Origin of the sequence: Novosphingobium lentum NBRC 107847 (assembly GCF_001590965.1) — a bacterium.
Taxonomy (GTDB): domain Bacteria; phylum Pseudomonadota; class Alphaproteobacteria; order Sphingomonadales; family Sphingomonadaceae; genus Novosphingobium; species Novosphingobium lentum.
The window spans coordinates 150,992-175,009 of sequence record NZ_BCTW01000010.1 but is presented as its reverse complement, the minus strand read 5'-3'; the positions used below and the strand labels follow the sequence as shown (position 1 = coordinate 175,009).

Genomic DNA, 24,018 nt, shown 5'->3' with positions numbered 1-24,018 from the left:
CCCGCCATGGCGCAAGCCTATTGTCTATCAAATGAGTGGAGTTATTGTCTGAGGCCACTGCACAAGGAGTTCGATCATGGCTCTAGCTTCCTCCATTCACGCGCAATCGCCGCTGGTGCTGACCGTTCCGGGGCTCGACGGAAGCGGCCCGGCCCACTGGCAGAGCCTGTGGGAAGAGCATGGCAACGGCGATGTCCGCCGGGTTGAAATGGGCGAGTGGGACAAGCCCAATCGCAACCTGTGGGTCAACCGGCTGAACCTTGCGATCCACCGCGCCACCGAAATGGAGCGGCGCCCGGTGATCCTGGTCGCGCACAGCCTGGGCTGCCTGACGGTGGCGTGGTGGGCGCATTACGAGCAGCCCGCCTGGGCCGATCCGGTGATCGGCGCGCTGCTGGTCGCCCCGCCCGAAGTCGATGGCGTGGCGCGCGACAGCCGGCTTTATCCGTTTGCACCCACCCCGCTGGGACCGCTGCCGTTTCCCTCGATCGTGGTCGCCAGCCGCGACGATCCTTACGCCGCGTTCGAACGGACCGAACGCCTGGCCCATTTCTGGGGCAGCCGGTTCGTCGATGCGGGCGAGGCGGGGCACATCAACACCGAAGCCGGGCTGGGCGAGTGGCGGGACGGCCAGCTGCTGTTGTCCTCGTTCTCGCGCAGGGTGCAGGCCCTGCGCGCCAATCCGCCGCCGGCCATCGCGCCGCACGGCTTGTCTATAGAGGCCTGAACCGCAGCCCGCGCCGGCCGTTTCCCTGGCGGCAAGGCGTTGGCGACAGGATCAGGGCCGGGCCAGGCCGGCGAAGCGCGCGGCGGCGGTGAAAATCGCCAGCCGGTGCGCTCGCCGCGCCTGTGCCTCGGCATCCCAGCCCCACAGTTCGGCCTGCCAGTCTTCCTCGAGGTTGGCCGCGTCCCACAGCGCTGCGGCATCGGCTTGCGGATCGAGGCTTGCCAGCCCGATCACCAGCGAGGCGGCGAGGTTGGCCGAGGTGCGCAACGCGGCCAGGTCGAAGTCCGACAGGCCTTCAAGCACTGTGCGCAAGGCACTGAGCGTGGCGTCGGGTTGCGGGCGATGAAGAATGCCCGCCACGCGCACGAATTCCACGCCCAGCCCGGTTTCGGCGGCGGTGAGCAGCGGCTCCCACACGGCGCGCTGGCGCACGGCCAGCGGCTCGTCCGGCTCGGCGCGGTAGCACAGCGTGTCGGTTTCGCCGTAGGCCAGCAATGCTCCGATGGTCTCGGCGCGATCCTGCGCCACGACATCGATCGCGAAATCGGCAAAGTCGCGCAGCACGAACCGCGCCGGATCGATCTGCTCGCCCTGGTCCGCCCATTCGGCGGCCAGCGCCTCGGCCAGCGCACGCGTCGGCAGGCGTTGCGGGCGCGCGGACACGGTCTTGATCGCCCGCCCATCGAGCGTGACCTGCCAGCCGCCAAACGCCTCGGCGACGCCGGCCTCGCGATAAAAGCGCTTCATCGGCGGCCTACTTGCTGCGCCACGCGCGCGCCAACAGCAGCGGCACCCAGAAGAACTCGACCATGCCGATGGCCGCGATCGCATAACCGGCGACGGGCGGAACGAACGCCAGCGGCGTGAACTTGCCCGACAGGATCAGCACGCCGATCAGCACCAGCGCCGCGCCGGACAGCCGGATCAGCTGCAGCACCGCGAAACGCGCGACGGCGGGATCGCCCGGCTTGGTGGTATCAGGATCGGTCATGCCATTGTCCTCAGCAGCGCGCGCAGATCGTCGATCGTGTCGGCCACCGCTTCGGCGCCGGCGTGAACCAGTTCGCTCGGTTCGTGATAGCCCCAGCTGACGCCGAACGCGCGCACGCCGGCATTGCGCGCCATTTCCATGTCATAGGCAGTGTCGCCGATCATCGCCGTGTCGCCTGGCAGCACCCCGGTGGCGGCGAGCGCGGCCTCGATCATCGACGGGTGCGGCTTCGACGGGTGGCGGTCGGCGGTCTGCAGCGTGACGAAATGATCGGTCAGCCCGTGTGTGGCCAGACAGTGCGTCAGCCCCCGGTCGGACTTGCCGGTGGCGACGCCGAGCAGCCAGCCCTCGGCGGCCAGATCGGCGATCAGCGCGGCGATGCCGTCATACAGCGGTTCGGTCAGCGAACCCGCGCTGCGGCGGTCGCGAAACGCCTGGCGATAGCTTTCCGCCAGCGCGCCATGGGTGGCGTCCTCGCCCGCAGGGTGCAGCCGCCGCATCGCCTCGTGCAGCGACAGCCCGACGATGCGCCGCGTGTCGTGCCGTTCGGGCGCGGCGAGGCCATGCACCGCAAACGCCTCGTCCATCGCCGCGCAGATATCGGCCTGGCTGTCGACCAGCGTGCCGTCGCAATCGAACAGGGCGAGGCGCGGGCGGCTCGATCGCACGGCCGGCGGCATCAGCGGGCAGGGCCTTTCGGCGGGGCCTTTGCCGGGGCGCGGCGCACCGGTGCACGCTTGGTGGCAGGTCCGGCAGTCTTGGCGCCGGGTTTGCCCGGGCTGGGGCGGGTGGTCTTCGCGCTACCCGATGCGGGTTTGCCAGCAGCGGGACGGGCCGACCTGCCGGGCTTCCCGCCCGCCGCCTTTTCGGGCGCGTCGATCCCGCGTGGCGCGGAGTGGCCTTTCGCTGCCGGGCCTTCGCTGCGCTTGCGCCGCTCGCCGCGCCGTTCCTTGCGGTACTGCTTGGCATACGCCTTGGCCGCCAGCTTCTGCGTGGTCTTCTCGGGCACGACCTTGACCGGCTCGAGCGGGAAGTCGCCGTCCTCCTCGCTGAAGCCCAGCTGCGCCAGGCTCGCCGCGAAGTGCGGCGGCAGCGGCGCGGTCACGTCGATGAAATCGCCCTCGGGATGGTCGATGCGCAGGCGGCGGGCGTGCAGGTGCATCTTGCGGCTGATCGTGCCGGTCAGGAACGCCTCGGCCCCGCCGTACTTGCCGTCGCCCACGATCGGGTGGCCGATCGCCGCCATGTGCACACGCAGCTGGTGCGTGCGCCCGGTCATCGGCTGCAGTTCGACCCAGGCGGCGCTGTTGCCCGCGCGATCGACCACGCGATAACGCGTGCGGGCCGACTGGCCGTGCTCGCTTTCGTCGACCATCATCTTCTCGCCGCCGGTGCCCGGCTGCTTGGCCAGCGGCAGCTCGATCAGGCCATCGTTGATCGACGGCACGCCGACCACCAGCGCCCAGTACACCTTGCGCGCGGTACGGCCCGAAAACCGCTTGGCAAAGAACGCCGCGCTGCCCGGGGTGCGCGCGATCAGCAGCACGCCCGAGGTGTCCTTGTCCAACCGGTGGACCAGCCGCGGACGCGGTTCGCTGTCGCCCACGAACGCATCGAGCAGCCCGTCGACATGCTCGTACGTGCCGCTGCCGCCTTGCGTGGCCAAGCCGGGCGGCTTGTTGAGGATGATCGCGGCGCGGTCCTTTTCCAGCACCATCGCCTCGGCCTGCTCGATCTGCTCAGGCGTGAGGATCTTGCGGACCTTGCCCTGCTTGAGCCCCGGCGGGGCATCGCCACCCGGCGGGATGCGCAGCACCTGGCCCTTCATTACATGGTCGGCGGGATCGGCGCGCTTGCCGTCGATCCTGAGCTGCCCGGTGCGCGCCCAGCGCGAGACCATGGCAAAGCCGATCTGCGGCAGGTTGCGCTTGAACCACCGGTCGAGCCGGATGTCATGGTCGTCGGCCTTGACCGTGAACTGGCGCACGTCGTCGGACGCGGACTTGCCCTTGGCAACGCGGGGCGCGGCAGGCGGGGACCGGTCGGTCATGTCGCGGTCTTTCATATCGTCGCCCCGCGCATGATCATCAGCCCGGCCATGAGGCCCGTCGCGCCCGCTATCACCGATCCGGTGGCGTAAGCCGCTGCGAGCGCGATCTGGCCCTTTTGCGCCAGCATCACGACTTCGAGGCTGAAGGCGGAAAACGTGGTGAAGCCGCCCAGCACACCCACGCCCAGCAGCAGCCGCCAGCTTTCGCCGCCGGCGCTGTATCGCGCGAGCCAGCCGGCCAGCAGGCCCATGGCAAAGCTGCCGAACACGTTGATCGCCAGCGTCGGCCACGGAAACGGGTTGGACAGGCCGACAGCTGCGCCGATCAGCCGCCCGCCGTGATAGCGCAGGACGGCACCGGTCGCACCGCCCAGCGCAACCAGCAACGTGGCGGCCAGCATGGTGACCGATGGGGGGGAGGACGGGTTCATCGCCGGAGCCTTAGCCGGGGTTGGTGCATCGGGAAAGGGCCCCGCTGCAGCGCCGCGCCGCTTGCCCCGGACGCGCAATGGGTGCATCCCGGCCCGGTAACGGCCCAGTTTTGGCCAAGCGCGCTTGCCATTGTCCCCACACTTTGCTAGCCGCCCGCCGGTTCGAGCCGATCCTTTCGGGATTCGGCCTCGTTTTTGTTTTCAGCGAATCAGGGTGTTTCCCGCAGGCAGGCGGGTTCTCATCTGTGCAATGAGGTACGTCGGTTTATGCAAATTCTCGTCCGCGACAATAATGTCGACCAGGCCCTGCGCGCGCTCAAGAAGAAGCTGCAGCGCGAAGGCGTGTATCGCGAGATGAAGCTGCGCCGTCACTACGAGAAGCCGTCGGAAAAGCGCGCCCGTGAAAAGGCCGCTGCCGTACGCCGCGCCCGCAAGCTGGAGCGCAAGCGTCTGGAACGCGACGGCGGGAAATAGAACACGGCAGGCAAGCGGGATTTGCGCGCAGATGCTCGCGCGGAACCCACTTGCCGCATCGGCCCGGCTGGGCCATCAGGGCGCTGGAGCTTCCGGCGCCCTTTGCACGTCCGCCGGATTGATGGCTCAAGAGATTTGCGACCGATAGTTCACGTTAGCGACAGATAGTCTTCCGGGGGGAACCCATGTCCGAGATCACGCGCGTTCCGCTGCAGCCCATCGAAAAGGGTTCGCTCACCAAGATATGGATCGGCGTGGCCGTCGCGCTCCTGCTTGCGCTCGGCCTTGCCTATGCCGCGCGCTACCAGGGGCTGGTGGTCCACACGCTGAAGCCTGGCACCGGCGAATCGCCCACGCGCCAGGACGTGGTGCTGGTGAACTATGTCGGCCACCTTGCCAGCGGCAAGGAATTCGACCGGGGTGACAAAGTCGCGATCCCGCTGGAAGCGGTCGTTCCCGGCTTTGCGCAAGGGCTGGAAAAGATGAAGCGCGGTGGCAAGTACCGCCTCGATATCCCCGCCAACCTTGGCTACGGGCCGCAGCCGCAAACCAACCGCCAGACCGGCGAAGTGGTCATCCCCGGCAACAGCGATCTGGTGTTCGACGTCGAACTGCTCGACTACATGAACGGCGCGCAGTTGAAGGCGATGCAGCAGATGCAGATGCAAAGCCGTGGCGGAATACCGGGTGGGCCAGGCGGTCCGGGTGGCCCCGGCGGTCCTGGTGCCGGTCCGGCCGGTCCCGATGTGCCGCCGATGCCGGGTCATCCCTGACCCGACCGGTCCCGGCCCACACCTGCCTGCGTTCCCTTGAAGGACGCCGTGCGCAATGCTAGCGCGCGGCGTCCCTTCGCTTTCAAAGAGATTTTGCCATGTCGGTCGATACCGCCACGGTCGCCAAGATCGCCGCGCTGGCTCGCATCAAGCTGAGCGAGGGCGAAGTCGCGGCGATGGTGCCCGAACTCAATTCCATCCTCGACTGGGTCGAACAACTGGCCGAGGTCGACGTGACCGGCATCGAGCCGATGACCGCAGTCATCCCCAACACGCTGCGCCTGCGCGACGACAAGGTGAACGCCGATCCGCTGACCGGCGGCAACTTGCGCGACAAAGTCCTCGCCAATGCGCCCGCCAACGAACACGGCTTTTTCGGCGTGCCCAAGGTGATCGAGTAACATGACCGACCTCACCGAACTCGGCGTGGCCGCGATCCGCGACGGCGTGGCCGCTGGCAGCTTCACCGCCGTCGAAGTCGCCACGGCGTTCAACGCCAACGTCGCCGCCGCGCAAGCCGCGCTCAACGCGTTCATCGTCGCCACGCCGGACAAGGCGCTCGACGCCGCCGCGAAGACCGACAAGGCGCGCGCCGCGAACAAGCCGCTGGGCAAGCTGGGCGGCGTGCCGATCGGCATGAAGGACCTGTTCGCCACTGCCGGCACGCAAACCACGGCGGCCAGCCACATCCTCGAAGGCTTCATCCCGCCGTACGAAAGCACTGTTTCGCAAAAGCTGTGGGATGCGGGCGCGGGCATGCTGGGCAAGCTGAATCTCGACCAGTTCGCGATGGGGTCGTCGAATGAGACGAGCTATTTCGGCAACGTCGTGTCCCCGTGGCGGCGCAATGATGGCGGCAATGCCAGTCTGGCTCCCGGCGGATCATCGGGCGGCAGTTCCTCGGCCGTCTCGGCGCGGCTGTGCCCGGCGGCGACCGGCACCGACACCGGCGGATCGATCCGCCAGCCCGCCGCGTTCACCGGCATTTCGGGGATCAAGCCGACTTACGGCCGCTGCTCGCGCTGGGGCATCGTGGCGTTCGCCTCCAGCCTCGACCAGGCCGGGCCGATGGCGCGCGACGTGCGCGACTGCGCGATCATGCTCGAGGCGATGGCCGGGTTCGACGCCAAGGATTCGACCAGCCTCGATATGGCGGTGCCCGCGTGGGAAGCCGGGCTCAGCCCCGACATGCGCGGCAAGAAAGTCGGCATCCCGCGCGAATACCGCATGGACGGGATGGACGCCGATGTCGCCAAAAGCTGGGACGACGGCATCGCCTGGCTCAAGGATGCGGGCGCCGAAGTGGTCGATATCAACCTGCCGCACACCAGGTACGCGCTGCCCGCCTACTACATCATCGCGCCCGCCGAAGCCTCGTCCAACCTCGCGCGCTATGATGGCGTGCGTTACGGCTTGCGCGATCTGCCTGAAGGCGCGGGGCTGCAGGACATGTACGCCGCGACCCGCGCCGCCGGGTTCGGGGCAGAGGTCAAGCGCCGCATCCTGATCGGCACCTATGTGCTCTCGGCAGGGTTCTACGACGCCTATTACACCCAGGCGCAGAAGGTTCGCGCGCTGATCGCCCGCGATTTCGAGCAGGCCTTCCAGCAGTGCGACGTGATCCTCGCGCCCACCGCCCCCAGCGCCGCGTTCGCGCTGGGCGACAAGACCGCCGATCCGCTGTCGATGTACCTCAACGACGTATTCGCGGTGCCCGCCAGCCTGGCGGGCCTGCCCGCGATGTCCGTCCCCGCCGGGCTCAACCGCGAGGGCCTGCCGCTCGGCCTGCAGATCATCGGCCGCCCGTTCGACGAACAGGGCGTGCTTAACGCCGGGCTGGCGATCGAAAGCCGCGCCGGGTTCACCGCCAAGCCGGAGCGATGGTGGTGATCCGTCGCCGGACCTTGCGATAATTCGCATGGCCCGCTCGTGGCGACGGCTGCTGCGCGATCGGTTGGCGCCCTATCCACGGCTGTTCCTCCCGGCCTATCGCCGGTTCGGACCCCGGCAGAACCGCCACTGCGCGCTGGCGCCGGACACCGAGCTGGTGATCGAGGGATTCGCGCGGTCGGCCAACACCTGGTCAGTGGTCGCCTTCCGCTCGGCGCAACCGCAGCCGGTGCGGCTCGCGCATCACCTCCACGTCGAAGCGCAAGTGATCGGCGCGGTGCGGCGCGGCCTGCCGGTCGTCGTGCTGATCCGCGATCCGGCAGAGGCGCTGCGCAGCCTCAAGTTCGTCCTGCCCGCGATCGACGAGAACCACGAGTTGCGCCGGTGGCTGGCGTTCTACCGCGTGGTGGAAACGCTGGCGGATCGCGTCGTGATCGCCACCAGCGAGCAGGCGACCGCCGATTTCGGCGCAGTCGTGGCGCGCGTGAACGCGCGCTTCGGAACGGCCTTCGCACCATTTTGCACCAATCCGGACAACGTCGAGCGCGTGTTCGCTGCGATTGCCGGCGACCAGGACCTGCTCGGCACGCAACTTTATGCAGGTCGGCCCAGCACCGCGCGCACATCCGCCAAGCAGAGCGTGCCCTTTTCGCTCGCCCCGGCCGCTCTGGCCGAAGCACAGGCACTCCACGCCCGGCTGACCCAGCTGGCGATACCGCCAGCGACGCCGGCATGACCGCCGATCACCGGCACCGTTTCGCAGTCCATTGCAGGTCGTTCGCGGACAGCGTAGTTGGCGCGTGGAACCACACCCATCACCGGCAGAGATTATCGTGACAACCGAAACAGCCTATCGCATCCACGGCGCCACCGGCGAATGGGAGGTCGTGATCGGCCTCGAAGTGCACGCGCAGGTTACCAGCGCGTCCAAGCTGTTTTCGGGCGCATCGACGAAGTTCGGGGCGGAGCCCAACGCGCAAGTGTCGCTGATCGACGCAGCGATGCCGGGCATGTTGCCCGTGCCCAACCGTGAATGCATCCGGCAGGCGGTGCGCACCGGCATGGCGATCGACGCGCAGATCAACGCGTGGTCGCGGTTCGATCGCAAGAACTACTTCTACGCCGATCTGCCGCAGGGCTACCAGATCAGCCAGCTGTACCATCCGCTGGTGGGCGAAGGCGCGATCGACATCGTGCTGGACGAGAAAGACCCCGAAGGATCGACCAAGCGCATCGGCGTGGAGCGCATCCATGTCGAACAGGACGCGGGCAAGCTGATGCACGATCAGCACCCGACGATGTCCTACGTCGATCTCAACCGCTGCGGCGTGGCGCTGATGGAAATCGTCAGCCGCCCTGACATGCGCTCGCCCGCCGAAGCCGGGGCCTATGTCCGCAAGCTGCGCACGATCCTGCGCTATGTCGGATCGTGTGACGGCAACATGGAAGAAGGCTCGATGCGCGCCGACGTCAACGTCAGCGTGCGCAAGCCGGGCGGGGAACTCGGCACGCGGACCGAGACCAAGAACGTCAACTCGGTGCGCTTCGTCATGGCCACGATCGAGCATGAGGCCAACCGCCAGGTCGACGTGATCGAGGGCGGCGGCCGGATCGTGCAGGAAACCCGCCTGTTCGATCCCGACACCGGCACCACCCGGTCGATGCGCAGCAAGGAAGACGCGCACGATTACCGCTATTTCCCCGATCCCGATCTGCTGCCGCTGGTGCTCGACGACGCGTTCCTCGCCGAATGCCGCGCGAGCCTGCCCGAACTGCCCGACGCCAAGCTGCGCCGCTATGAAACCGAACTGGGCCTGTCGCCCTACAATGCGGCGGTGCTGACGGCAGAGGCCGAGACCGCGCGCTGGTTCGAGGTGCTGCTGGCGGAAACCGCCAAGCGCACCGGCAAGCCCGAGGCCGACGTTGCCAAGCAGGCGGGCAACTGGCTGATGTCCGAACTGTTCGGCGCGCTGAACCGCCTAGGCAAGACGCTGGAAACCTCGCCGGTCAGCCCGGTGCAGGCGGCAGAGCTGCTGGGGCTGGTGGGCGACGGCACGATCTCGGGCAGCATTGCCAAGCAGGTGTTCGAAAAGATGCTCGAAACCGGCGACGCGGCGGGCGTGATCGTCGAACGCGAGGGCCTGAAGCAGACCAGCGATACCGGCGCGATCGAAACGGCCGTCGACGCCGTGCTCGCCGCCAATGCCGACAAGGTCGAACAGTATCGTGGCGGCAAGGAGGCGCTGTTCGGCTTCTTCGTCGGCCAGACGATGAAGGCGATGCAGGGCAAGGGCAACCCGCAACTGGTCAACCAGGTGGTGAAGGCGAAGCTGGGGTGAAGGGATGTCGGGGCGGGCGGGGTTTCGATCCCTGCCTGCAGCCCCGACTGGTGCGAACCTGGATGCTTACCCTGCCCGCGTGCCCGTCATCGCGAAGCTGCCGAACGCGCCGGCCTTGACCGTGCCGTTCAGCGCATCGCCGTCGACAGTCGCCGTGCCTTCCAGCTTCATCGGCATGGGCACGGTCATGGTCATCGTCCAGGTCAGCGTGTTGCCGCTGACATGGCCGTCCTCGACGTCCATCGATCCCATCGCGCCGACGTTGCTGCCGGTGAAGCGGTCGCCATCGACGGTCACGGTGAACTTGCTGGACTGGTCGCCCATCGGGGTCTTGGTCACGCAGTCATAAGTTCCGGCAACGGCCATGGTTCTCTCCTCAAACGGTTGTGCGTGCTAGTCAGGGCTTGGCCGTGCCGTTGTCAACCGCGAGATATTCGATCGGCAGGCCCAGCCCGGCGATCTGCGGATCGATCACCTTGCGATCGCCCACCACCAGGAACACCAGGCCATCGGGCTGGAGATACTTGGTCGCGGCGGCATCGAGCGCCTTTGCATCCACCGCGCGATAGCGCGTGGCGAGCGTGGCGTAGTAATCGTCCGGCCGACCCAGCCGCTGGTTGACCACCAGCGCGTTGAGCAGTTCGGCGTCGGTCTCGAAGTTGTTGGGCAGCCCGCGGATGTTGCCGTCGGTCACGCGGTTGAGTTCGACCGGCTCGACCGGCTTGCTCGCTGGGAAGGCCTTCATGTCGGCGATCAGCAGTTTCAGCGATTCGCCGGTCTTGTCGGACTGTACCGGCGCGGCGACGGTGAACGTGCGTGGGCCTTTCAGCCGCGCGACCGCGCTCGACACGCCATACGACCAGCCCTTGTCCTCGCGCAGGTCGAGATTGAGCCGCGAGAGGAAATCGTTGCCGAGGACCTCGTTGGCAAGATCGAGGCTGACGTCGGTGCTCGATCCGGTGACAGGCAGCGCCTTGCCTGCCGCGATCACCGACTGTGGCGAATTGGGCCGGTCGATCACCACGATGCGCGGGCGCGGGGTGGGGATGGGGGCGGCGAGGTCCTTGGTCGGCGCGGGCGTTGCCGGGGCCTTCCAGCCGCCGAACGCCTGTTCGAGCAGCGGGGTCAACTCGCTCATGGTCACGTCGCCGACCACGGTGATCGTGGCCAGGTCCGGGCGCAGCCACAGGTCGTGCGCGGCGCGCAACGCGGCGGGATCGAGCGCGGCCACCGCCGCCTTGCTGCCCAGCCCGTTCGACGGCACGCCGTACGGATGCCCCGGCCCGTAGATCAGCGGGTTTAGGTTCAGGCGCACCAGCGAAAACGGCGAGGCTTCGGCTTGCGCAATCTCGGCCAGCCGCTGGTCGCGCAGCCGCGCCACTTCGCCGGGCGCGAACGCGGGGTTGCGCACGATGTCGGCCATCAGCGACAGGCTGGGCGCGAGGTTGGCCTTCAGCGCATCGAGCGTGATCGAACTCGCGTCGAGCGAGGCGTTGGCGGAGATCGTGGCGCCGAGCCGCTCCTGCTCTTCGGCGATCTGGATCGAATTGCGCGTGGACGTGCCTTCGTCGAGCAGGCCCAGCATCAGCGACTGGGTGCCCAGCGCCGCCTTGGGATCGGCGGCATAGCCCGCGTTGAAGTCCAGCGTCATCAGCACCTTGGGCACTGCGGTGCGGCGCGCGAGCGAGACCTTGATGCCGTTCGACAGCGTCGCATGCTCGACCGTGGGCAGCACCAGATCGCCCACCGGGGTGACCGGCGGGGTATCGCGCTTGGGTCCCGGCGCGATCGCGGCCATCGGCACGGGCGTGGGCTTGGGCACCGCGGCGGTGGCGCTTTCGTCGCCCCAGCCGCCCATAGTCTCGCCCTTTTCGGTGCGCGTGCCGGGCGTGACCGTCAGCTGATAGACCGGGCGCTTGAGCCAGTGCTGCATCGCCGCGCGCACGCGCGCCGGGGTCAGCGCTGCCACGGTGGCGAGGTTGGCCTTGTAGCGCGCCGCGTCGCCAGAATAGAGCAGCCCTTCGGCCAGCTGCGCGCCCTTGCCGGAAAAGCCGCCGACCTGCTCCAGCGCGCCGATCTTGGCGGCGATGTACGATGTGGCCGCGCGCTGCACTTCGTCCGCGCTGGGGCCCTTGTCGATGAAATCGGTCAGCAGCGCGTCGAGCCGGGCCTCGGCTTTCGCGCGGCCGACGCCCGGCTTCACGTCCATCTGTACTTGCACGAAGCTGGCCTGTTCGAACGGCTGCAGTTCCGCGCTGACCGCCACCGCGAGCTGTTCGGTGCGCACCAGCGCGTTGTCGAGCCGCGAGCTCGACAGCCCGCCCAGCACCGACATGCCGATGTCGAGCGCCAGCCGGTCGGCATCGTCGAGCGCCGGGCCCGACCACGCGCGATAGAGCCGGGTGGTGGCGACCTGGTCGGCCATCTCGCGCTTGACCGGTGCGGGCAGATCGACGCGCGGCGCGGACACCTTGCCCACCGCAGGCCCGCGCGGAATGTCGCCGAACCACCTGGCCACCAGCGGTTTGGCGGTGGCGACATCGATGTCGCCGGCCAGCGCCAGCACGACGTTGTTGGGGCCGTAGTGATCGGTGAACCACTGGCGCACATCGGCCAGGCTTGCCGCGTCGAGATCGGTCATCGATCCGATGGTGGCGTGGCGATAGGGGTGGCCCACGGGGAAGAGCCCTTCGCCGATCGCGTATTCGACCAGGCCATAAGGCTCGTTATCGCCCTGCCGCTTTTCGTTCTGGACAACGCCGCGCTGCTTGTCGAGCTTGTCCTGGTTCACCGCGCCGAGCAGGTGGCCCATGCGATCGCTTTCCATGAACAGCGCCAGCGGAAGCGCTCCGGTGGGCACGGTTTCGACATAGTTGGTGCGATCGTACCACGTGCTGCCGTTGGTCGCGGTCGACCCGGCGGCTTCCAGCGGCACGTCGAAATTGGGCACGTTCTCCGATCCGCCGAAGAACAGGTGTTCGTACAAGTGGGCAAAGCCGGTCTTGCCCTTGGGCTCGTTCTTCGATCCGACGCGATAGTACACCGTCACCCCCACGATCGGCGCCTTGCGATCGGTGTGGACGATGGTGGTGAGGCCGTTGGGCAGGGTGAACGTCTCGAACGGGATGTCCACCGCCTTGACCAGATCGGCAAGCGGGGCGGGGCGGGTGGCAGCGGATGCGCTCGCCTTGGCCGAAGCGGGCGAGGCTGCCGACAGCGAAACGGCGGCAAGGACGGCAATCGAAACGGCGTGGATGCGGCGCATGCAGGAAAGTCCCTTTTCACAATCCCCGTTCATGCCGAGCCTGTCTAAGCATGTGCGTCCAACTCGGCCCCGGGCGTAGCGAGCATCCTTCGACAAGCTCAGGATGAGCGGGCTTGGGTGACAAGATCGAACGCGCTTCAACGGGCGGCAAGAGCGAAACTGGTTTCGGTTGTAGCGAAAGCGAACGGTTGCGCTAGTCAGTGGACACCACATATCGACGAACGGCATGGGCCGCGATGTCGGCGGCGGTGAAGTGGACAGGCTTGAGCCGGTGCGCCACGAACAACGCGGCCTGATCGGCAAAGTGCGCGCTGGTGGGCCGGGTGGTCGCCGCGCCGAACGGCTGGATCGATTCCGATTTCACCGCGCCGCCCTTGGGCCATTCCATGAACATCACGAAACTGTCGCCGTGCTTGATCAGCAGGCGGCCGTCGTCGGGATCGATGTTATAGCTGGTGGCGGCGCGCAGCGTGTCGCCGCCGCCGTCCATGCCCAGGTCGACCCTGCCCTGCCGCACCCGCTCGACATCGCCCAGCGGCGGGTCGATCCGGCCGAAATGTGCGCGCAAGTGCCCGCTGGCAAAGGCGAGCAACGCGCGCGGATCGGGCGGCGGGGTGTGGTTGTAACTGGCCTTCATCGCGTCCTTCAGCACCATCACCGCCAGCGCATCGGCGGGGTTGCGGCCATCGGCGCGCAAGTCCCACCGCGCGAGCAGGGCCTGTGCTTCCTGCAACTGTTGATTGTCGCGCAAGTCGAGCCGGGCGATGGCATCGAGCATCCACGCGACATAGCCCTCGCGCTCGTACCCGGTGTCGTACTTGATCGCCTCAAGCCGGGCGCGACCGATCGGACCGGGTTCGGCCAGCAGCTTGGCAGCGCGGATCGACCGGTTGGTCTGGTCCAGTTCCACGCCGAGCACCGGGTCGGTCCGCGCAGGGTCAAGATCGCTCGATCCCGCAGCGCGGAACGGGGTGTTGTTGGCGTTGTAGAGGTAACCTGAAGCAGGGTTGAGGTAGTGCGGGCTGGCATCGAACGGGGCCTTTGCGTGCCAGATCAGGTCGCTGCGATCACCCGGCAGCACGCCGCGCCAGTTCTGCCCCGGTTTGCGCAACGGGAACCCGGCGTTGTAGTAATCGGCGATGTTGCCCGCCGCATCGGCGTAAAGAAAATTGGTCGATGGCACGCCCTGCAGCCGCAACGCCGCCTGCCATTCGGCCAGATTGCGCGCGCGGTTGAGCCGGTAGTATTCGGTGACGTTGGCGATGCTGTCGATCCCGGCATAGCGGAAGGCGAACGCGCCGCGTGCGTTGATCACCACCGGGCCATGCACCGATCGCCACACCGTTTTGAGGATCGGCAGTTCCAGCGGACCGAACCGCACCGGCAGGATCACGGTATGGCGTTCGAGCGGCAGCCATTTGCCGTCCATGCGGTAGTGCGTACCCGCCTTGTCGAGCGTCAGCCGGTACACGTCGGTCAGGTCCGGGCGGTTGACGGTGTTGGTCCAGCCCAGCGTATCGTTGTGGCCCAGCGCCACGATCGGCATGCCGGGGAACGTCGCCCCGGCCATGTGCCAGCCGGCGTCGCTCTGCACCACCAGCTCGTACCATGCGGTGCCGCCGCGCCATGGCTGGTGGGCATTGGACACCAGTCGGGTGACGCCATCGTCCGACTTGGCGGGCGCAATGGCAAAGGCGTTCGATCCGGCGAGCGCGCCATCTTCGCCCAGCGGCAGCGGGCCGGGCGTGGTCTGCACGGGCAGGCCGGGTTGCGGGATCAGGTCGCCGCCGCCGTGCGCGTAATCGGGCTGCGGCTTGCCGTCCAATCGCGGACCACCATCGTCGGGCAGCGGATCGCCCGCCACCAGCGGCCCGACAGTGTGGTCCAGCCCGAAGAAGAACGGCTGGCGCAACACGAACCCGGTGGCGATGTCCATGCCGTTGACCGGAAACAGCCTGGCCAGCTTCACTTCGCCCGGATGGCTGGCGGCATAACGGTTCATCCCGCTGGCATAGCCATCGAGCAGCGCGCGCACGTCGGCGGGCAGCGCGGCATAGTGCCGCTCCGCCGTGCCGCGCGCGTCGAGCAGGTGGTAGACGTAATCGACCTTGGCACCGTCCTGCCCGGCGATCGCGCCATAGCGGCCACGGGTCATCGCCAGCACATCCTGCAACGTGGAAAAATCGTCCTCCGCATGCGCCCAGGCAATGCCGAAGGCGACATCGGGATCGGTGCGCCCGTGGATGTGCGGAACGCCCCATTCGTCGCGCGTGATGTCGGCGCGATAGGCGTGGGGTGGTGGCGGCGGGCCGGCGCGCGCGCTCAGCGCCTCCCAGTTGAGCAGGACCAGAAGCAGCAGCAGGACCACAGCCAGGATCGTCCAGCCGACCCGTCCCACCCAATTGCGCGCCATCCAGAAAATCTCCCGCCTGACCCGCACGTTAGCCGATGCCGCGCAACGACGCAAAGGATGTGCATGGCGCGATCGCTGCCAAGGCGGACCAAGCTGGCGTTGCCAGCTATCATCGATTGTGGGACGCTGCAGGCGGGGTCGAAACCAACGACCGGGTCGAAAACACAACAGGGGTGCGGGCACATGGAATCGTCGCAATTCGAGGCGCAACGCCGGACGTTCCTCGCCGGGCTTGTCGCGGCGATGGCATCGGTGCCGTTTGCCGCTCCGGCACGCGCCGCTGGGCTGGGCGGCGGCATCACCGGCCTGCTCGCCAACGCGTCCGACACATCGCTCGACAAGCTGGCGGTGCCCGGCGCGTTCTACAGCGACACCGCGATCCGCATCGCGCTGCCGCTGCTCGGGCTGGGTGGCGGCCTGGGCGGCGCGCTCGGTTCGGTCATGGGCGCGACCGACAAGCTGGGGCTGACCGACGGGATCACGCGCAAGCTCAACGATGCGGCGGGGCAGGCGGCGGCGCAGGCCAAGCCGATCTTCCGCAGCGCGATCTCGCGGTTGCAGATCACCGACGTGCCCGGCCTCGTCTCGCAAAGCGACGGCGGCACCCAGTACCTCAAGCGCACCGCCGGCACCGATCTTCACGCGCGGGTGCGCCCGCTGATCGACGCGGCGCTGGTCAAAGTGGGCGCGTTTCGCCAGTTCGATGCGCTGTCGAAACAGTCCAGCCTGCTGAGCACGGCGGGCCTGACGCACGACAAGCTGGGCAATTCGGTCACCGAACAGGCGCTCAAGGGTATCTTCCAGTACATCGGCGCCGAGGAAGGCCGCCTGCGCGCCAACCCGCTGGGCAAGGCGGGGTCGCTGCTGAACGGGGCGCTGAAGTTCTGATCGTTCCGCCACGGGGAGCCAATCGAGCTTGAGCGCATTATTTCTCCGACGAGGGGAAATTTGATCGATGTCCTTGTGTTGCATTCCAGCAACACTATCTCCTGCGTCACAGGAGGACTCGAACCACCATGAACCTCGAAAAATTCACCGATCGCGCCAAGGGCTTTCTGCAGGCGGCGCAAACCGTGGCGATCCGCAACAACCACCAGCGCATCGGCCCCGAACATATCCTGAAAGCCCTGCTCGAAGACGGCGAGGGCATGTGTTCCGGCCTGATCCAGCGCGCCGGCGGCAACGCCGTGCTCGCGCAGGCCGAAGTGGACAAGGCGCTGGCGAAAATCCCGGCGGTGTCGGGCGGCGGCGCGCAACAGACGCCGGGCCTCGACAACGACGCCGTGCGGCTGCTCGACCAGGCCGAACAGATCGCGGCCAAATCGGGCGACAGCTTCGTCACCGTGGAACGCATGCTGGTCGCGCTGGCGCTGGCCACCACGACCACGGCGGGGCAGGCGCTGAAGGCCGCGAACGTCACCCCCCAAGCGCTCGAGGCCGCGATCAGCGAACTGCGCGGCGGCCGCAATGCCGACAGCGCCAGCGCCGAAAACGCCTATGACGCGATGAAGAAGTACGCGCGCGACCTGACCCAGGCGGCGCGCGACGGCAAGCTTGACCCGGTGATCGGCCGCGACGAGGAAATCCGCCGCACCATCCAGATCCTCGCCCGTCGCACCAAGAACAACCCGGTGCTGATCGGCGAACCCGGCGTGGGCAAGACCGCCATCGCCGAGGGCCTCGCGCTGCGCATCGCCAATGGCGACGTGCCCGACAGCCTGAAGGACCGCCGCCTGATGGCGCTCGACATGGGCAGCCTGATCGCCGGCGCGAAGTATCGCGGCGAGTTCGAGGAACGGCTGAAGGCGGTGCTCGACGAGGTCAAGGGCGCCGAAGGCGAGATCATCCTGTTCGTCGACGAGATGCACACGCTGATCGGCGCGGGTGCATCCGAAGGGTCGATGGATGCCTCCAACCTGCTCAAGCCCGCATTGGCGCGCGGCGAACTGCACTGCATCGGCGCGACCACGCTCGATGAATACCAGAAGTACGTCGAGAAGGACCCCGCGCTGCAGCGGCGGTTCCAGCCGGTGTTCGTCGGCGAACCGACGGTCGAGGACACCATCTCGATCCTGCGCGGCTTGAAGGAGAAGTACGAGCTGCACCACGGCGTGCGCATTGCCGACAATGCAATCGTCGCCGCCGCCACGCTGTCCAACCGCTACATCGCCGACCGGTTCCTGCCCGACAAGGCAATCGACCTGATGGACGAGGCGGCCAGCCGCATCCGCATGGAAGTGGAAAGCAAGCCCGAGGAGATCGAGAACCTCGACCGCCGGATCATCCAGCTGAAGATCGAGGAAATGGCGCTCGCCAAGGAAACCGACCAGCCATCGAAAGACCGGCTGGCGACGTTGCGCGGCGATCTGGCCAACTTCGAGCAGCAATCGAGCGAGCTGACCACCCGCTGGCAGAACGAGCGCGACAAGATTGCCGCCGAGGGCAGGATCAAGGAAGCGCTCGACGCCGCGCGGATCGAGCTGGAGCAGGCGCAACGCGGCGGCGATCTCGCGAAAGCGGGCGAGCTGGCTTACGGGCGTATCCCCGAACTGGAGAAGCAACTGGTCGAGGCGGAGGGCATCGCCGACAACGCGATGCTGCGCGAGGAAGTGAACGCCGAGGACATCGCCGCCGTCGTCAGCAAGTGGACCGGCATCCCGGTTGACCGGATGATGGAGGGTGAGCGCGAGAAGCTGCTCAACATGGAAAAGGTCATCGGCCAGCGCGTGATCGGGCAGGAAGATGCGGTGATCGCGGTGTCCAAGGCCGTTCGCCGCGCGCGGGCGGGCCTGCAGGATCCCAACCGGCCGCTCGGTTCCTTCCTGTTCCTCGGCCCCACGGGCGTGGGCAAGACCGAACTGACCAAGGCGCTCGCCGGATTCCTGTTCGACGATGACAGCGCGATGGTGCGCATCGACATGTCCGAATTCATGGAAAAGCACAGCGTCAGCCGCCTGATCGGCGCGCCTCCGGGCTATGTCGGCTATGACGAAGGCGGCGTGCTGACCGAGGCGGTGCGCCGGCGGCCTTATCAGGTGGTGCTGTTCGACGAAGTCGAGAAAGCGCACGGCGATGTGTTCAACGTGCTGCTGCAAGTGCTGGACGATGGCCGCCTGACCGACGGGCAGGGCCGCGTGGTCGATTTCACCAACACGCTGATCATCCTCACCAGCAACCTCGGCAGCCAGTATCTGGCCAGCCTGGGTGAAGGCGAGGACGTGAGCGTGGTCGAACCGCAAGTGATGGAAGTGGTGCGCGGCCATTTCCGCCCCGAATTTCTCAACCGGCTGGACGAGATCATCCTGTTCCACCGGCTGGGGCAGGATCACATGGCGCCGATCGTGGAAATCCAGGTGTCGCGCGTGGCCAGGCTGCTCAAGGACCGCAAGATCGTGCTCGACCTCAGCGATGCGGCCAAGCGCTGGCTGGGCCGGGTGGGCTACGATCCCGTCTATGGCGCAAGGCCGCTGAAGCGCGCGGTGCAACGCTACCTGCAGGATCCGCTGGCGGAAAAGCTGCTGCGCGGCGAAGTGCCCGATGGCAGCACGGTGCACATCGACGAAGGCGACGGTGCGCTGGCGATGCAGGTGGAGTGACGCGGACCTAACGCCCCTCCTGCCAAGGCGATAAGATTTTCCCATTCCCGCTCATCCCGAGCAACGTCGAGGGATGCTGCACCAAGTTGGCTGGTCGTGTGGCGTATCTCGACTGCGCTCGACACGAGCGGAAATGGGCAGGTCAATTCAATACCACCAGACTCTGGTGGAAGGGGTGAGGAAATGGCGCTCAATCCGCCCAGTACAGCCGCATCGGGTTGTCGATCAGCAGCTTGCGCTGCAGTTCCGCCGTGGGGGCGATGCGGGGGATCATGTCGACGAGGTGGCCGTCGTCCGGGATCGCATCCTGCATGTTGGGGTGCGGCCAGTCGGTGCCCCACAGGCAGCGGTCGGGATAGTCCGCGACCAGTGGCGCGACGGCGTTGGCAAATTCGTTCCACGGATCGCCTGAAGCATCGAGCCGGTCGGGGCAGGTGGCCTTGAACCAGATGTCGTCGCGGCTGTTCAGAAGCGCGCGGAACGCCTGCATGTCGGGTCCGTCGGGGCCTTGGCTTACGTCGGGGCGGCCCATGTGATCGATCACCAGCGGCACGCGGATCGCGTCCATGAACGGGCGCAGTTCTTCCAGGATATCGGCCTCGAAATAGATCACCACATGCCAGCCCTTGGGCAGCCGCGCGGCGACGTCGAGGAACTTGTCCTTGGGCGCATCGTCTACCAGCCGCTTGAGGAAGTTGAAGCGGATGCCGCGCATCCCGCCTTCATGCAGCCGCGCCAGCCCGGCTTCCGAAATCGCCGGATCGACCACCGCGACGCCGCGCGCTTTCCCGTGCGACTTCGCGATCGCGTCGAGCGTGGCGGCGTTGTCGGTGCCGTGGCAGCTGGCCTGCACGATCACGTTGCGGGCAAAGCCGAGATGGTCGCGCAAGGCGAACAGCTGGTCCGGCCCGGCGTCTTCGGGGAGGTACTTGGCCTTGGCGCTGAACGGGAACTGCGCCATCGGCCCGAACACATGGCAATGCGCATCCACCGCGCCCGGCGGCGGGGTGTAACGCGGTTTCGATGGGGCGGCGTGCCAGCTGGTGATGCGGTTTTCGGTCATGGCGTTCTCGATTTCGCAGGGGTTGGCTGGCATCCTTCGACAGGCTCAGGATGAGCGGATCTATTGCGTGTCACAGAAATTCCGCTCGTCCTGAGCCTGTCGAAGGACGCCCGCTTCCCCCGCCGTCATCCGAACACCACCCCGTCCATCAGCTTGCGCGCGGTGCGCAGCAGTGCCGCGCTCACCACCGTGCCGCTGGCGTCGGTTTCCAGCACGCAGCTCATTTCGCCGGTGGGGTGTTCGACCGACAGCGTCTTGCGCGAACCCTTGGGCACGTGCGCGACTTGTGCGGCGGGGGAACCTTCGATCAGGCAGGCGGTGGCTACGCTGACCGCGCCGAGCACGCCGATCGTGGCGTGCGCGCGGTGCGGGATGAAGCTGCGCACGCAGACCGCGCCGCCGTTGCGGGGCGGGGCGACGAGCATCATCTTGGGCACCGATTTGTCCGTGACGTCGCCCAAGTTCATCATCGGGCCGACGATCAGGCGGATCGCCTCGATCTTCGCTTTAAGTTCAAGATCGGCGTCCAGCGTGTCGCGGTCCTCGTACCCGGTGATGCCAACGGCGGTGGCCTTCATCACCACGCACGGCATGCCGTTGTCGATCAGCGTGACCGGCACGCCATTAACGGTATCGACCGCGTTGCCGGTGGGCAGCAGCGCGCCGCAGCTCGATCCGGCGGTGTCGCGGAATTCCAGCGGGATCGGCGCGTGGGTGCCCGGCACGCCGTCGATCGCGGCGTCGCCCGCATATGTCACCACGCCGCCCGGGGTGCGCACGGTGGCGACCGCGACCTGCCCGGTGTTCTCCATGAAGATCGCCACGCGCGTTTCATCGCCGGTGGCCGGGATCAGCCCGCGCTCGATCGCAAACGGGCCGATGCCCGCCAGGATGTTGCCGCAGTTCTGCGCGTCGGTGACGATGGCCTGATCGACGAACACCTGCAGGAACAGGTAATCGACATCGATTCCATCGCGCTCCGACTTCGAAACGACGGCAACCTTGCTGGTCAGCGGATCGGCGCCGCCCATCCCGTCGATCTGGCGCGGGTCGGGACTTCCCAACACACTTAGCAAAAACGTATCGCGCTGCGCCGTGTCGGCGGGCAGATCGGACTTGAGAAAATAGCCGCCCTTGGAAGTGCCGCCGCGCATCCACATGCAGCGCGCGGAACCGTTCGCGTGCCCTTCGCGACCGCTTGCGCGTCCTTCAGACATACTTCAGTCCCATCTCGGCCAGCTTCTCGCGCATCTTGTACATGTCGAGGCCCAGCTCGCCCGAGGCGAGGCGACGGCGCTTGTCGCCTTCATTGGCTTCGCGCGCCTGAGCTGCCGCCAGCACCGTGGCGGCATCGCCGCGCCTGACCACGCACACGCCGTCATCGTCGGCGACGATCACGTCGCCCGCCTCGATCGGCGCGCCTGCGCAGACCACCGGCACGTTGACCGAGCCGAGCGAGGCCTTGATCGTGCCTTGCGCGAACACCGCCTTCGACCACACCGGGAAGTTCATCTCGGTCAGGTCTTTCACGTCGCGGATGCCGGCGTTGATGATCAGCCCCCGGCAGCCGCGCGCCTGCGCCGATGTGGCCAGAAGATCGCCGAAATAGCCATCTTCGCAAGGGGATGTGGGGGCGATCACGAGGATGTCGCCGGCCTTCAGCTGCTCGATCGCGACGTGGACCATCCAGTTGTCGCCCGGCGGCGCGCTGATCGTCAGCGCCGATCCGGCGATGCGCGCGCCCAGATAGATCGGGCGCATGTAGGCCGCGAGCAGGCCGGTGCGGCCTTGCGCCTCGTGCACCGTGGCGACGCCGCAATGCGCGAGGCCGTCGATAACGGCCGGGTCGGCCCGCTCGATGTTCTGGACGACGATACCCGACATGCGCGCTTCTCCTGATTGGTCGAACCTCATGTGCCCGCGCCGGGATGCGGGGAAGGAGGAACACTGGTCAAGGCATAGGATTTGGCTAATGATGATGCGATGTCGATCTGGCAATTCAACTTGCGCCACCTGGCCGCCGCCGCCAATATCGCCGAACTGGGTACGATCAATGCCGCCGCGCTGGCGGTCAACCTGTCGCAACCGGCCATAACGCAGGCGCTCGGGCGGATCGAGGCGCAGCTCGGCCTGCCACTGTTCGAGCGGCGCCACAACGGCATGGTGCCGACCGAGGCGGCGGGTGTGCTGGTGCCGCGCATCCGCGCCGCACTGACGCATATCGCCAGCCCACACGTGACGATGGCGCGGCTGCGCGCGCTGCTAGCGCTCGCCGATGCCGGGAGCTATGCGGGCGCGAGCATCATTACCGGGCTGTCGCTGCCTTCGCTGCACCGCGCGGTCAACGATCTGGCGCTGGCGATGCGGCGCCCGCTGGTGGTGCGGCGTGGCAAGGGCGTGATGCTGACCGAGGCGGGCACGCTGGTCGCGCGGCGGTTCCGGCTGGCGCGCGGCGAGCTGGAGACCGGGCTGTCGGAAATCGCGGCGCTGAACGGCCACGAAACACGCCGCATCGCCATCGGCGCGATGCCGCTGTCGCGCGCACGGGTGCTGCCGGCGGCGGTCACGCGGTTCCTGCGCCGCCACCCCAATGTGCGCATCTCGATCACCGAGGGCGCGCGGTCCGATCTGGTCGAGCCGTTGCGCAACGGGACGCTGGACCTGATGATCGGCGCGCTGCGCGAACCGCTGGTTGAACCCGAATTCGCCCAGCGCGCGCTGTTTCGCGACATGCCCGCCGTGATCGGGCGCAAGGGGCATCCGCTGGAAGCCACGGCGCCGGGCCTTGCCGATCTGGCACGCTATCCGTGGACGATCGCGGCGCGCGGCGCGCCGTTGCGCGATTCGTGGGAGCGGCTGTTCAGCGAAGCGGGGTGCCCGCCGCCGCCGGTTCCGGTCGAATCGGGATCGGTGATGACCATCCGCCAGATCCTGATCGACAGCGATTTCCTGACGCTGCTGTCGCCCGATCAGGTGGAGGTGGAACTGCAGGCCGGCTGGCTGGCGCGCATCGCCGACCTGCCGCCAGCACTGGGCCGCACCATCGGCGTGACCACGCGCGCCGGCTGGCGGCCGACGCGACTGCAGGACCAGTTCTTCGCAGATCTCGACTGGGCGGCGGGTCAAGTGGGCGGCTGATCTGCGCCATACTCGGGAGTTTCAGCCGTCAGGGCCGTTCCAGCACCATCGTCGCCGCTGCGGTGTTCGAGATCGGCACGTGGTAGTTGCGATGCACCTCGCGCGCGACCGGCCCCAGCGCCCCGCGCGCGGCGATCCAGTTGAGGATTTCCACGCCTTGGGTGCCGGACTGGCGGACGATCTCGATGATCGAATCGTGGGTCAGCGCGTCGGGGTTCTCTGCCAGCGAATCGAGGCAGAACCGGTCGTAGTCCTGGTTGATGAACCCGGCGCGCGCACCGTCGAGCTGGTGCGACAGCCCGCCCGTGCCGATCACCACGATGCGGTCGCGCCCCGGCCACGATGCCAGCGCGCGATGCACGCTGCGGCCCAGCGCCAGGCAGCGTTTGGCCGATGGCAGCGGGTGCTGCACGGTGTTGATCGCGATCGGCACCAGCTTGACCGGCCAGGCGTCGGCATCGGGCCAGGCCAGCTCGAACGGGATCGACAGCGCGTGGTCGACCAGCATCTGCTGGCAGGTGGTCACGTCGAACTCGTCCGCCACCAGTTGTTCGATCACGTGCCAGCTCAGTGCGGGATGGCCGGTAAACGGCTTGTACACCGGCAGCCCCCAGCCTTCGTCGGCGTTGCGGTATTCGGGCGCGGCGCCGACGGCGAAGGTCGGCAGCTTGTCGAGGAAGAAGTTCAGCCCGTGGTCGTTGTAGAACACCACCGCAACGTCGGGACGGGCGGCGGCGAGCCAGTCGCGCACCGCCGGAAAACCGGCGAAGAATGGTTGCCAGTAAGGTTCGGACTGGTCGCCGCGCTGGATCGCGCCGCCGATGGCGGGGACGTGGCTGGTGAAATAGCCGCCCACGATCTCGGCCAT

General features: G+C 67.5%; 22 protein-coding genes. 10 read left to right on the top strand and 12 right to left on the bottom strand.

Going from position 1 to position 24,018, the window contains the following annotated elements; translation table 11 throughout:
• Positions 1-76 precede the first annotated feature (76 nt).
• Complete coding sequence (locus tag NL2_RS11065) at positions 77-727, top strand: RBBP9/YdeN family alpha/beta hydrolase (RefSeq protein WP_084356034.1); 651 nt, start codon at positions 77-79, stop codon at positions 725-727.
• A gap of 51 nt (positions 728-778) precedes the next feature.
• On the opposite strand, the gene NL2_RS11060 is transcribed toward NL2_RS11065, so the two are convergent.
• Genes NL2_RS11060 through crcB form a run of 5 tightly spaced genes read right to left on the bottom strand, consistent with a single transcriptional unit; the run spans position 779 to position 4,199 of the window.
• Positions 779-1,474, bottom strand: a complete 696-nt coding sequence (locus NL2_RS11060; protein WP_068074873.1) for an ATP12 family chaperone protein — start codon at positions 1,472-1,474, stop codon at positions 779-781.
• Positions 1,475-1,481: 7 nt separating this feature from the next.
• Positions 1,482-1,718 carry a hypothetical protein gene (locus NL2_RS11055; RefSeq protein WP_068074870.1) on the bottom strand — a complete coding sequence of 79 codons (237 nt, stop codon included), beginning with the start codon at positions 1,716-1,718 and terminating at the stop codon, positions 1,482-1,484.
• Positions 1,715-2,398 (bottom strand): HAD-IA family hydrolase, encoded by a 684-nt coding sequence (locus NL2_RS11050; RefSeq protein ID WP_068074867.1) that lies wholly within the window; start codon positions 2,396-2,398, stop codon positions 1,715-1,717. The genes NL2_RS11055 and NL2_RS11050 overlap by 4 nt, the downstream gene beginning before the upstream one ends.
• The gene (locus NL2_RS11045; RefSeq protein ID WP_068074980.1) at positions 2,398-3,768 is read right to left on the bottom strand and encodes an RluA family pseudouridine synthase; all 1,371 of its coding nucleotides are present in this window, start codon (positions 3,766-3,768) and stop codon (positions 2,398-2,400) included. Before NL2_RS11045 ends, NL2_RS11050 begins: the two co-directional genes overlap by 1 nt.
• An 11-nt stretch (positions 3,769-3,779) precedes the next feature.
• Complete coding sequence (gene crcB / locus NL2_RS11040) at positions 3,780-4,199, bottom strand: fluoride efflux transporter CrcB (protein ID WP_174522605.1); 420 nt, start codon at positions 4,197-4,199, stop codon at positions 3,780-3,782.
• Between the two features lie 267 nt (positions 4,200-4,466).
• On the opposite strand from crcB, the gene rpsU reads away from it, so the two are divergent.
• The 6 genes from rpsU (at position 4,467) to gatB (ending at position 9,675) form a co-directional block, all read left to right on the top strand.
• Positions 4,467-4,673, top strand: coding sequence for a 30S ribosomal protein S21 (gene rpsU, locus NL2_RS11035; protein WP_068074860.1), 207 nt, complete (start codon positions 4,467-4,469; stop codon positions 4,671-4,673).
• Between the two features lie 185 nt (positions 4,674-4,858).
• On the top strand, positions 4,859-5,446 hold the full coding sequence (locus NL2_RS11030) for an FKBP-type peptidyl-prolyl cis-trans isomerase (RefSeq protein WP_068074856.1): 588 nt from the start codon (positions 4,859-4,861) through the stop codon (positions 5,444-5,446).
• Between the two features lie 98 nt (positions 5,447-5,544).
• Positions 5,545-5,847: an Asp-tRNA(Asn)/Glu-tRNA(Gln) amidotransferase subunit GatC gene (gene gatC / locus NL2_RS11025; protein ID WP_068074853.1), complete on the top strand. Its 303-nt coding sequence runs from the start codon at positions 5,545-5,547 to the stop codon at positions 5,845-5,847.
• A 1-nt stretch (position 5,848) separates the two neighbouring features.
• Positions 5,849-7,336, top strand: a complete 1,488-nt coding sequence (gene gatA, locus NL2_RS11020; protein WP_068074850.1) for an Asp-tRNA(Asn)/Glu-tRNA(Gln) amidotransferase subunit GatA — start codon at positions 5,849-5,851, stop codon at positions 7,334-7,336.
• Between the two features lie 28 nt (positions 7,337-7,364).
• On the top strand, positions 7,365-8,072 hold the full coding sequence (locus tag NL2_RS11015) for a hypothetical protein (protein ID WP_068074847.1): 708 nt from the start codon (positions 7,365-7,367) through the stop codon (positions 8,070-8,072).
• 97 nt (positions 8,073-8,169) lie between these two features.
• Positions 8,170-9,675, top strand: a complete 1,506-nt coding sequence (gatB, locus tag NL2_RS11010; RefSeq protein ID WP_068074844.1) for an Asp-tRNA(Asn)/Glu-tRNA(Gln) amidotransferase subunit GatB — start codon at positions 8,170-8,172, stop codon at positions 9,673-9,675.
• Between the two features lie 66 nt (positions 9,676-9,741).
• Here the strand turns inward: gatB and NL2_RS11005 are convergent, their stop codons facing one another.
• The 3 genes from NL2_RS11005 to NL2_RS10995 form a co-directional block, all read right to left on the bottom strand.
• Positions 9,742-10,041: a hypothetical protein gene (locus NL2_RS11005; protein WP_068074840.1), complete on the bottom strand. Its 300-nt coding sequence runs from the start codon at positions 10,039-10,041 to the stop codon at positions 9,742-9,744.
• Between the two features lie 31 nt (positions 10,042-10,072).
• Positions 10,073-12,940, bottom strand: coding sequence for a M16 family metallopeptidase (locus tag NL2_RS11000; RefSeq protein WP_068074836.1), 2,868 nt, complete (start codon positions 12,938-12,940; stop codon positions 10,073-10,075).
• A gap of 193 nt (positions 12,941-13,133) precedes the next feature.
• Entirely contained in the window at positions 13,134-15,353 is a 2,220-nt protein-coding gene (locus NL2_RS10995; RefSeq protein ID WP_068074833.1) for a penicillin acylase family protein, read from the bottom strand.
• Positions 15,354-15,536: 183 nt separating this feature from the next.
• On the opposite strand from NL2_RS10995, the gene NL2_RS10990 reads away from it, so the two are divergent.
• A complete protein-coding gene (locus NL2_RS10990) occupies positions 15,537-16,241 on the top strand; it encodes a DUF4197 family protein (RefSeq protein ID WP_068074830.1) in 705 nt (234 codons plus the stop codon).
• Between the two features lie 128 nt (positions 16,242-16,369).
• Positions 16,370-18,949, top strand: a complete 2,580-nt coding sequence (gene clpB / locus NL2_RS10985) for an ATP-dependent chaperone ClpB (RefSeq protein ID WP_068074827.1) — start codon at positions 16,370-16,372, stop codon at positions 18,947-18,949.
• Positions 18,950-19,139: 190 nt separating this feature from the next.
• Here clpB and NL2_RS10980 read toward each other — a convergent pair whose 3' ends face one another.
• From NL2_RS10980 to ligK, 3 genes are all read right to left on the bottom strand, one after another.
• Complete coding sequence (locus NL2_RS10980; protein ID WP_068074977.1) at positions 19,140-20,012, bottom strand: amidohydrolase family protein; 873 nt, start codon at positions 20,010-20,012, stop codon at positions 19,140-19,142.
• A 125-nt stretch (positions 20,013-20,137) separates the two neighbouring features.
• The gene (locus tag NL2_RS10975; RefSeq protein WP_068074824.1) at positions 20,138-21,229 is read right to left on the bottom strand and encodes a 4-oxalomesaconate tautomerase; all 1,092 of its coding nucleotides are present in this window, start codon (positions 21,227-21,229) and stop codon (positions 20,138-20,140) included.
• Entirely contained in the window at positions 21,222-21,896 is a 675-nt protein-coding gene (gene ligK / locus NL2_RS10970) for a 4-carboxy-4-hydroxy-2-oxoadipate aldolase/oxaloacetate decarboxylase (RefSeq protein ID WP_068074821.1), read from the bottom strand. Before ligK ends, NL2_RS10975 begins: the two co-directional genes overlap by 8 nt.
• Before the next feature lie 99 nt (positions 21,897-21,995).
• Between ligK and NL2_RS10965 the strand changes: the two genes are divergently transcribed.
• Entirely contained in the window at positions 21,996-23,150 is a 1,155-nt protein-coding gene (locus tag NL2_RS10965) for a LysR family transcriptional regulator (RefSeq protein ID WP_068074819.1), read from the top strand.
• 28 nt (positions 23,151-23,178) lie between these two features.
• On the opposite strand, the gene NL2_RS10960 is transcribed toward NL2_RS10965, so the two are convergent.
• On the bottom strand, positions 23,179-24,018 hold the full coding sequence (locus NL2_RS10960) for a class III extradiol dioxygenase family protein (protein ID WP_068074816.1): 840 nt from the start codon (positions 24,016-24,018) through the stop codon (positions 23,179-23,181).

Bases quoted from the DNA above. Each gene is read 5' to 3' on its own strand.
- rpsU (WP_068074860.1), top strand. From the start codon at position 4,467: ATGCAAATTCTCGTCCGCGACAATAATGTCGACCAGGCCCTGCGCGCG.
- gatA (WP_068074850.1), top strand. From the start codon at position 5,849: ATGACCGACCTCACCGAACTCGGCGTGGCCGCGATCCGCGACGGCGTG.
- NL2_RS10975 (WP_068074824.1), bottom strand. From the start codon at position 21,229: ATGTCTGAAGGACGCGCAAGCGGTCGCGAAGGGCACGCGAACGGTTCC.
- ligK (WP_068074821.1), bottom strand. From the start codon at position 21,896: ATGTCGGGTATCGTCGTCCAGAACATCGAGCGGGCCGACCCGGCCGTT.
- NL2_RS10960 (WP_068074816.1), bottom strand. From the start codon at position 24,018: ATGGCCGAGATCGTGGGCGGCTATTTCACCAGCCACGTCCCCGCCATC.
- NL2_RS11000 (WP_068074836.1), bottom strand. From the start codon at position 12,940: ATGCGCCGCATCCACGCCGTTTCGATTGCCGTCCTTGCCGCCGTTTCG.
- NL2_RS10980 (WP_068074977.1), bottom strand. From the start codon at position 20,012: ATGACCGAAAACCGCATCACCAGCTGGCACGCCGCCCCATCGAAACCG.
- NL2_RS11065 (WP_084356034.1), top strand. From the start codon at position 77: ATGGCTCTAGCTTCCTCCATTCACGCGCAATCGCCGCTGGTGCTGACC.
- NL2_RS11060 (WP_068074873.1), bottom strand. From the start codon at position 1,474: ATGAAGCGCTTTTATCGCGAGGCCGGCGTCGCCGAGGCGTTTGGCGGC.
- NL2_RS10990 (WP_068074830.1), top strand. From the start codon at position 15,537: ATGGAATCGTCGCAATTCGAGGCGCAACGCCGGACGTTCCTCGCCGGG.
- NL2_RS10995 (WP_068074833.1), bottom strand. From the start codon at position 15,353: ATGGCGCGCAATTGGGTGGGACGGGTCGGCTGGACGATCCTGGCTGTG.
- gatC (WP_068074853.1), top strand. From the start codon at position 5,545: ATGTCGGTCGATACCGCCACGGTCGCCAAGATCGCCGCGCTGGCTCGC.
- NL2_RS11030 (WP_068074856.1), top strand. From the start codon at position 4,859: ATGTCCGAGATCACGCGCGTTCCGCTGCAGCCCATCGAAAAGGGTTCG.
- NL2_RS11005 (WP_068074840.1), bottom strand. From the start codon at position 10,041: ATGGCCGTTGCCGGAACTTATGACTGCGTGACCAAGACCCCGATGGGC.
- crcB (WP_174522605.1), bottom strand. From the start codon at position 4,199: ATGAACCCGTCCTCCCCCCCATCGGTCACCATGCTGGCCGCCACGTTG.
- NL2_RS11015 (WP_068074847.1), top strand. From the start codon at position 7,365: ATGGCCCGCTCGTGGCGACGGCTGCTGCGCGATCGGTTGGCGCCCTAT.
- clpB (WP_068074827.1), top strand. From the start codon at position 16,370: ATGAACCTCGAAAAATTCACCGATCGCGCCAAGGGCTTTCTGCAGGCG.
- NL2_RS11050 (WP_068074867.1), bottom strand. From the start codon at position 2,398: ATGCCGCCGGCCGTGCGATCGAGCCGCCCGCGCCTCGCCCTGTTCGAT.
- NL2_RS11045 (WP_068074980.1), bottom strand. From the start codon at position 3,768: ATGACCGACCGGTCCCCGCCTGCCGCGCCCCGCGTTGCCAAGGGCAAG.
- NL2_RS11055 (WP_068074870.1), bottom strand. From the start codon at position 1,718: ATGACCGATCCTGATACCACCAAGCCGGGCGATCCCGCCGTCGCGCGT.
- NL2_RS10965 (WP_068074819.1), top strand. From the start codon at position 21,996: ATGTCGATCTGGCAATTCAACTTGCGCCACCTGGCCGCCGCCGCCAAT.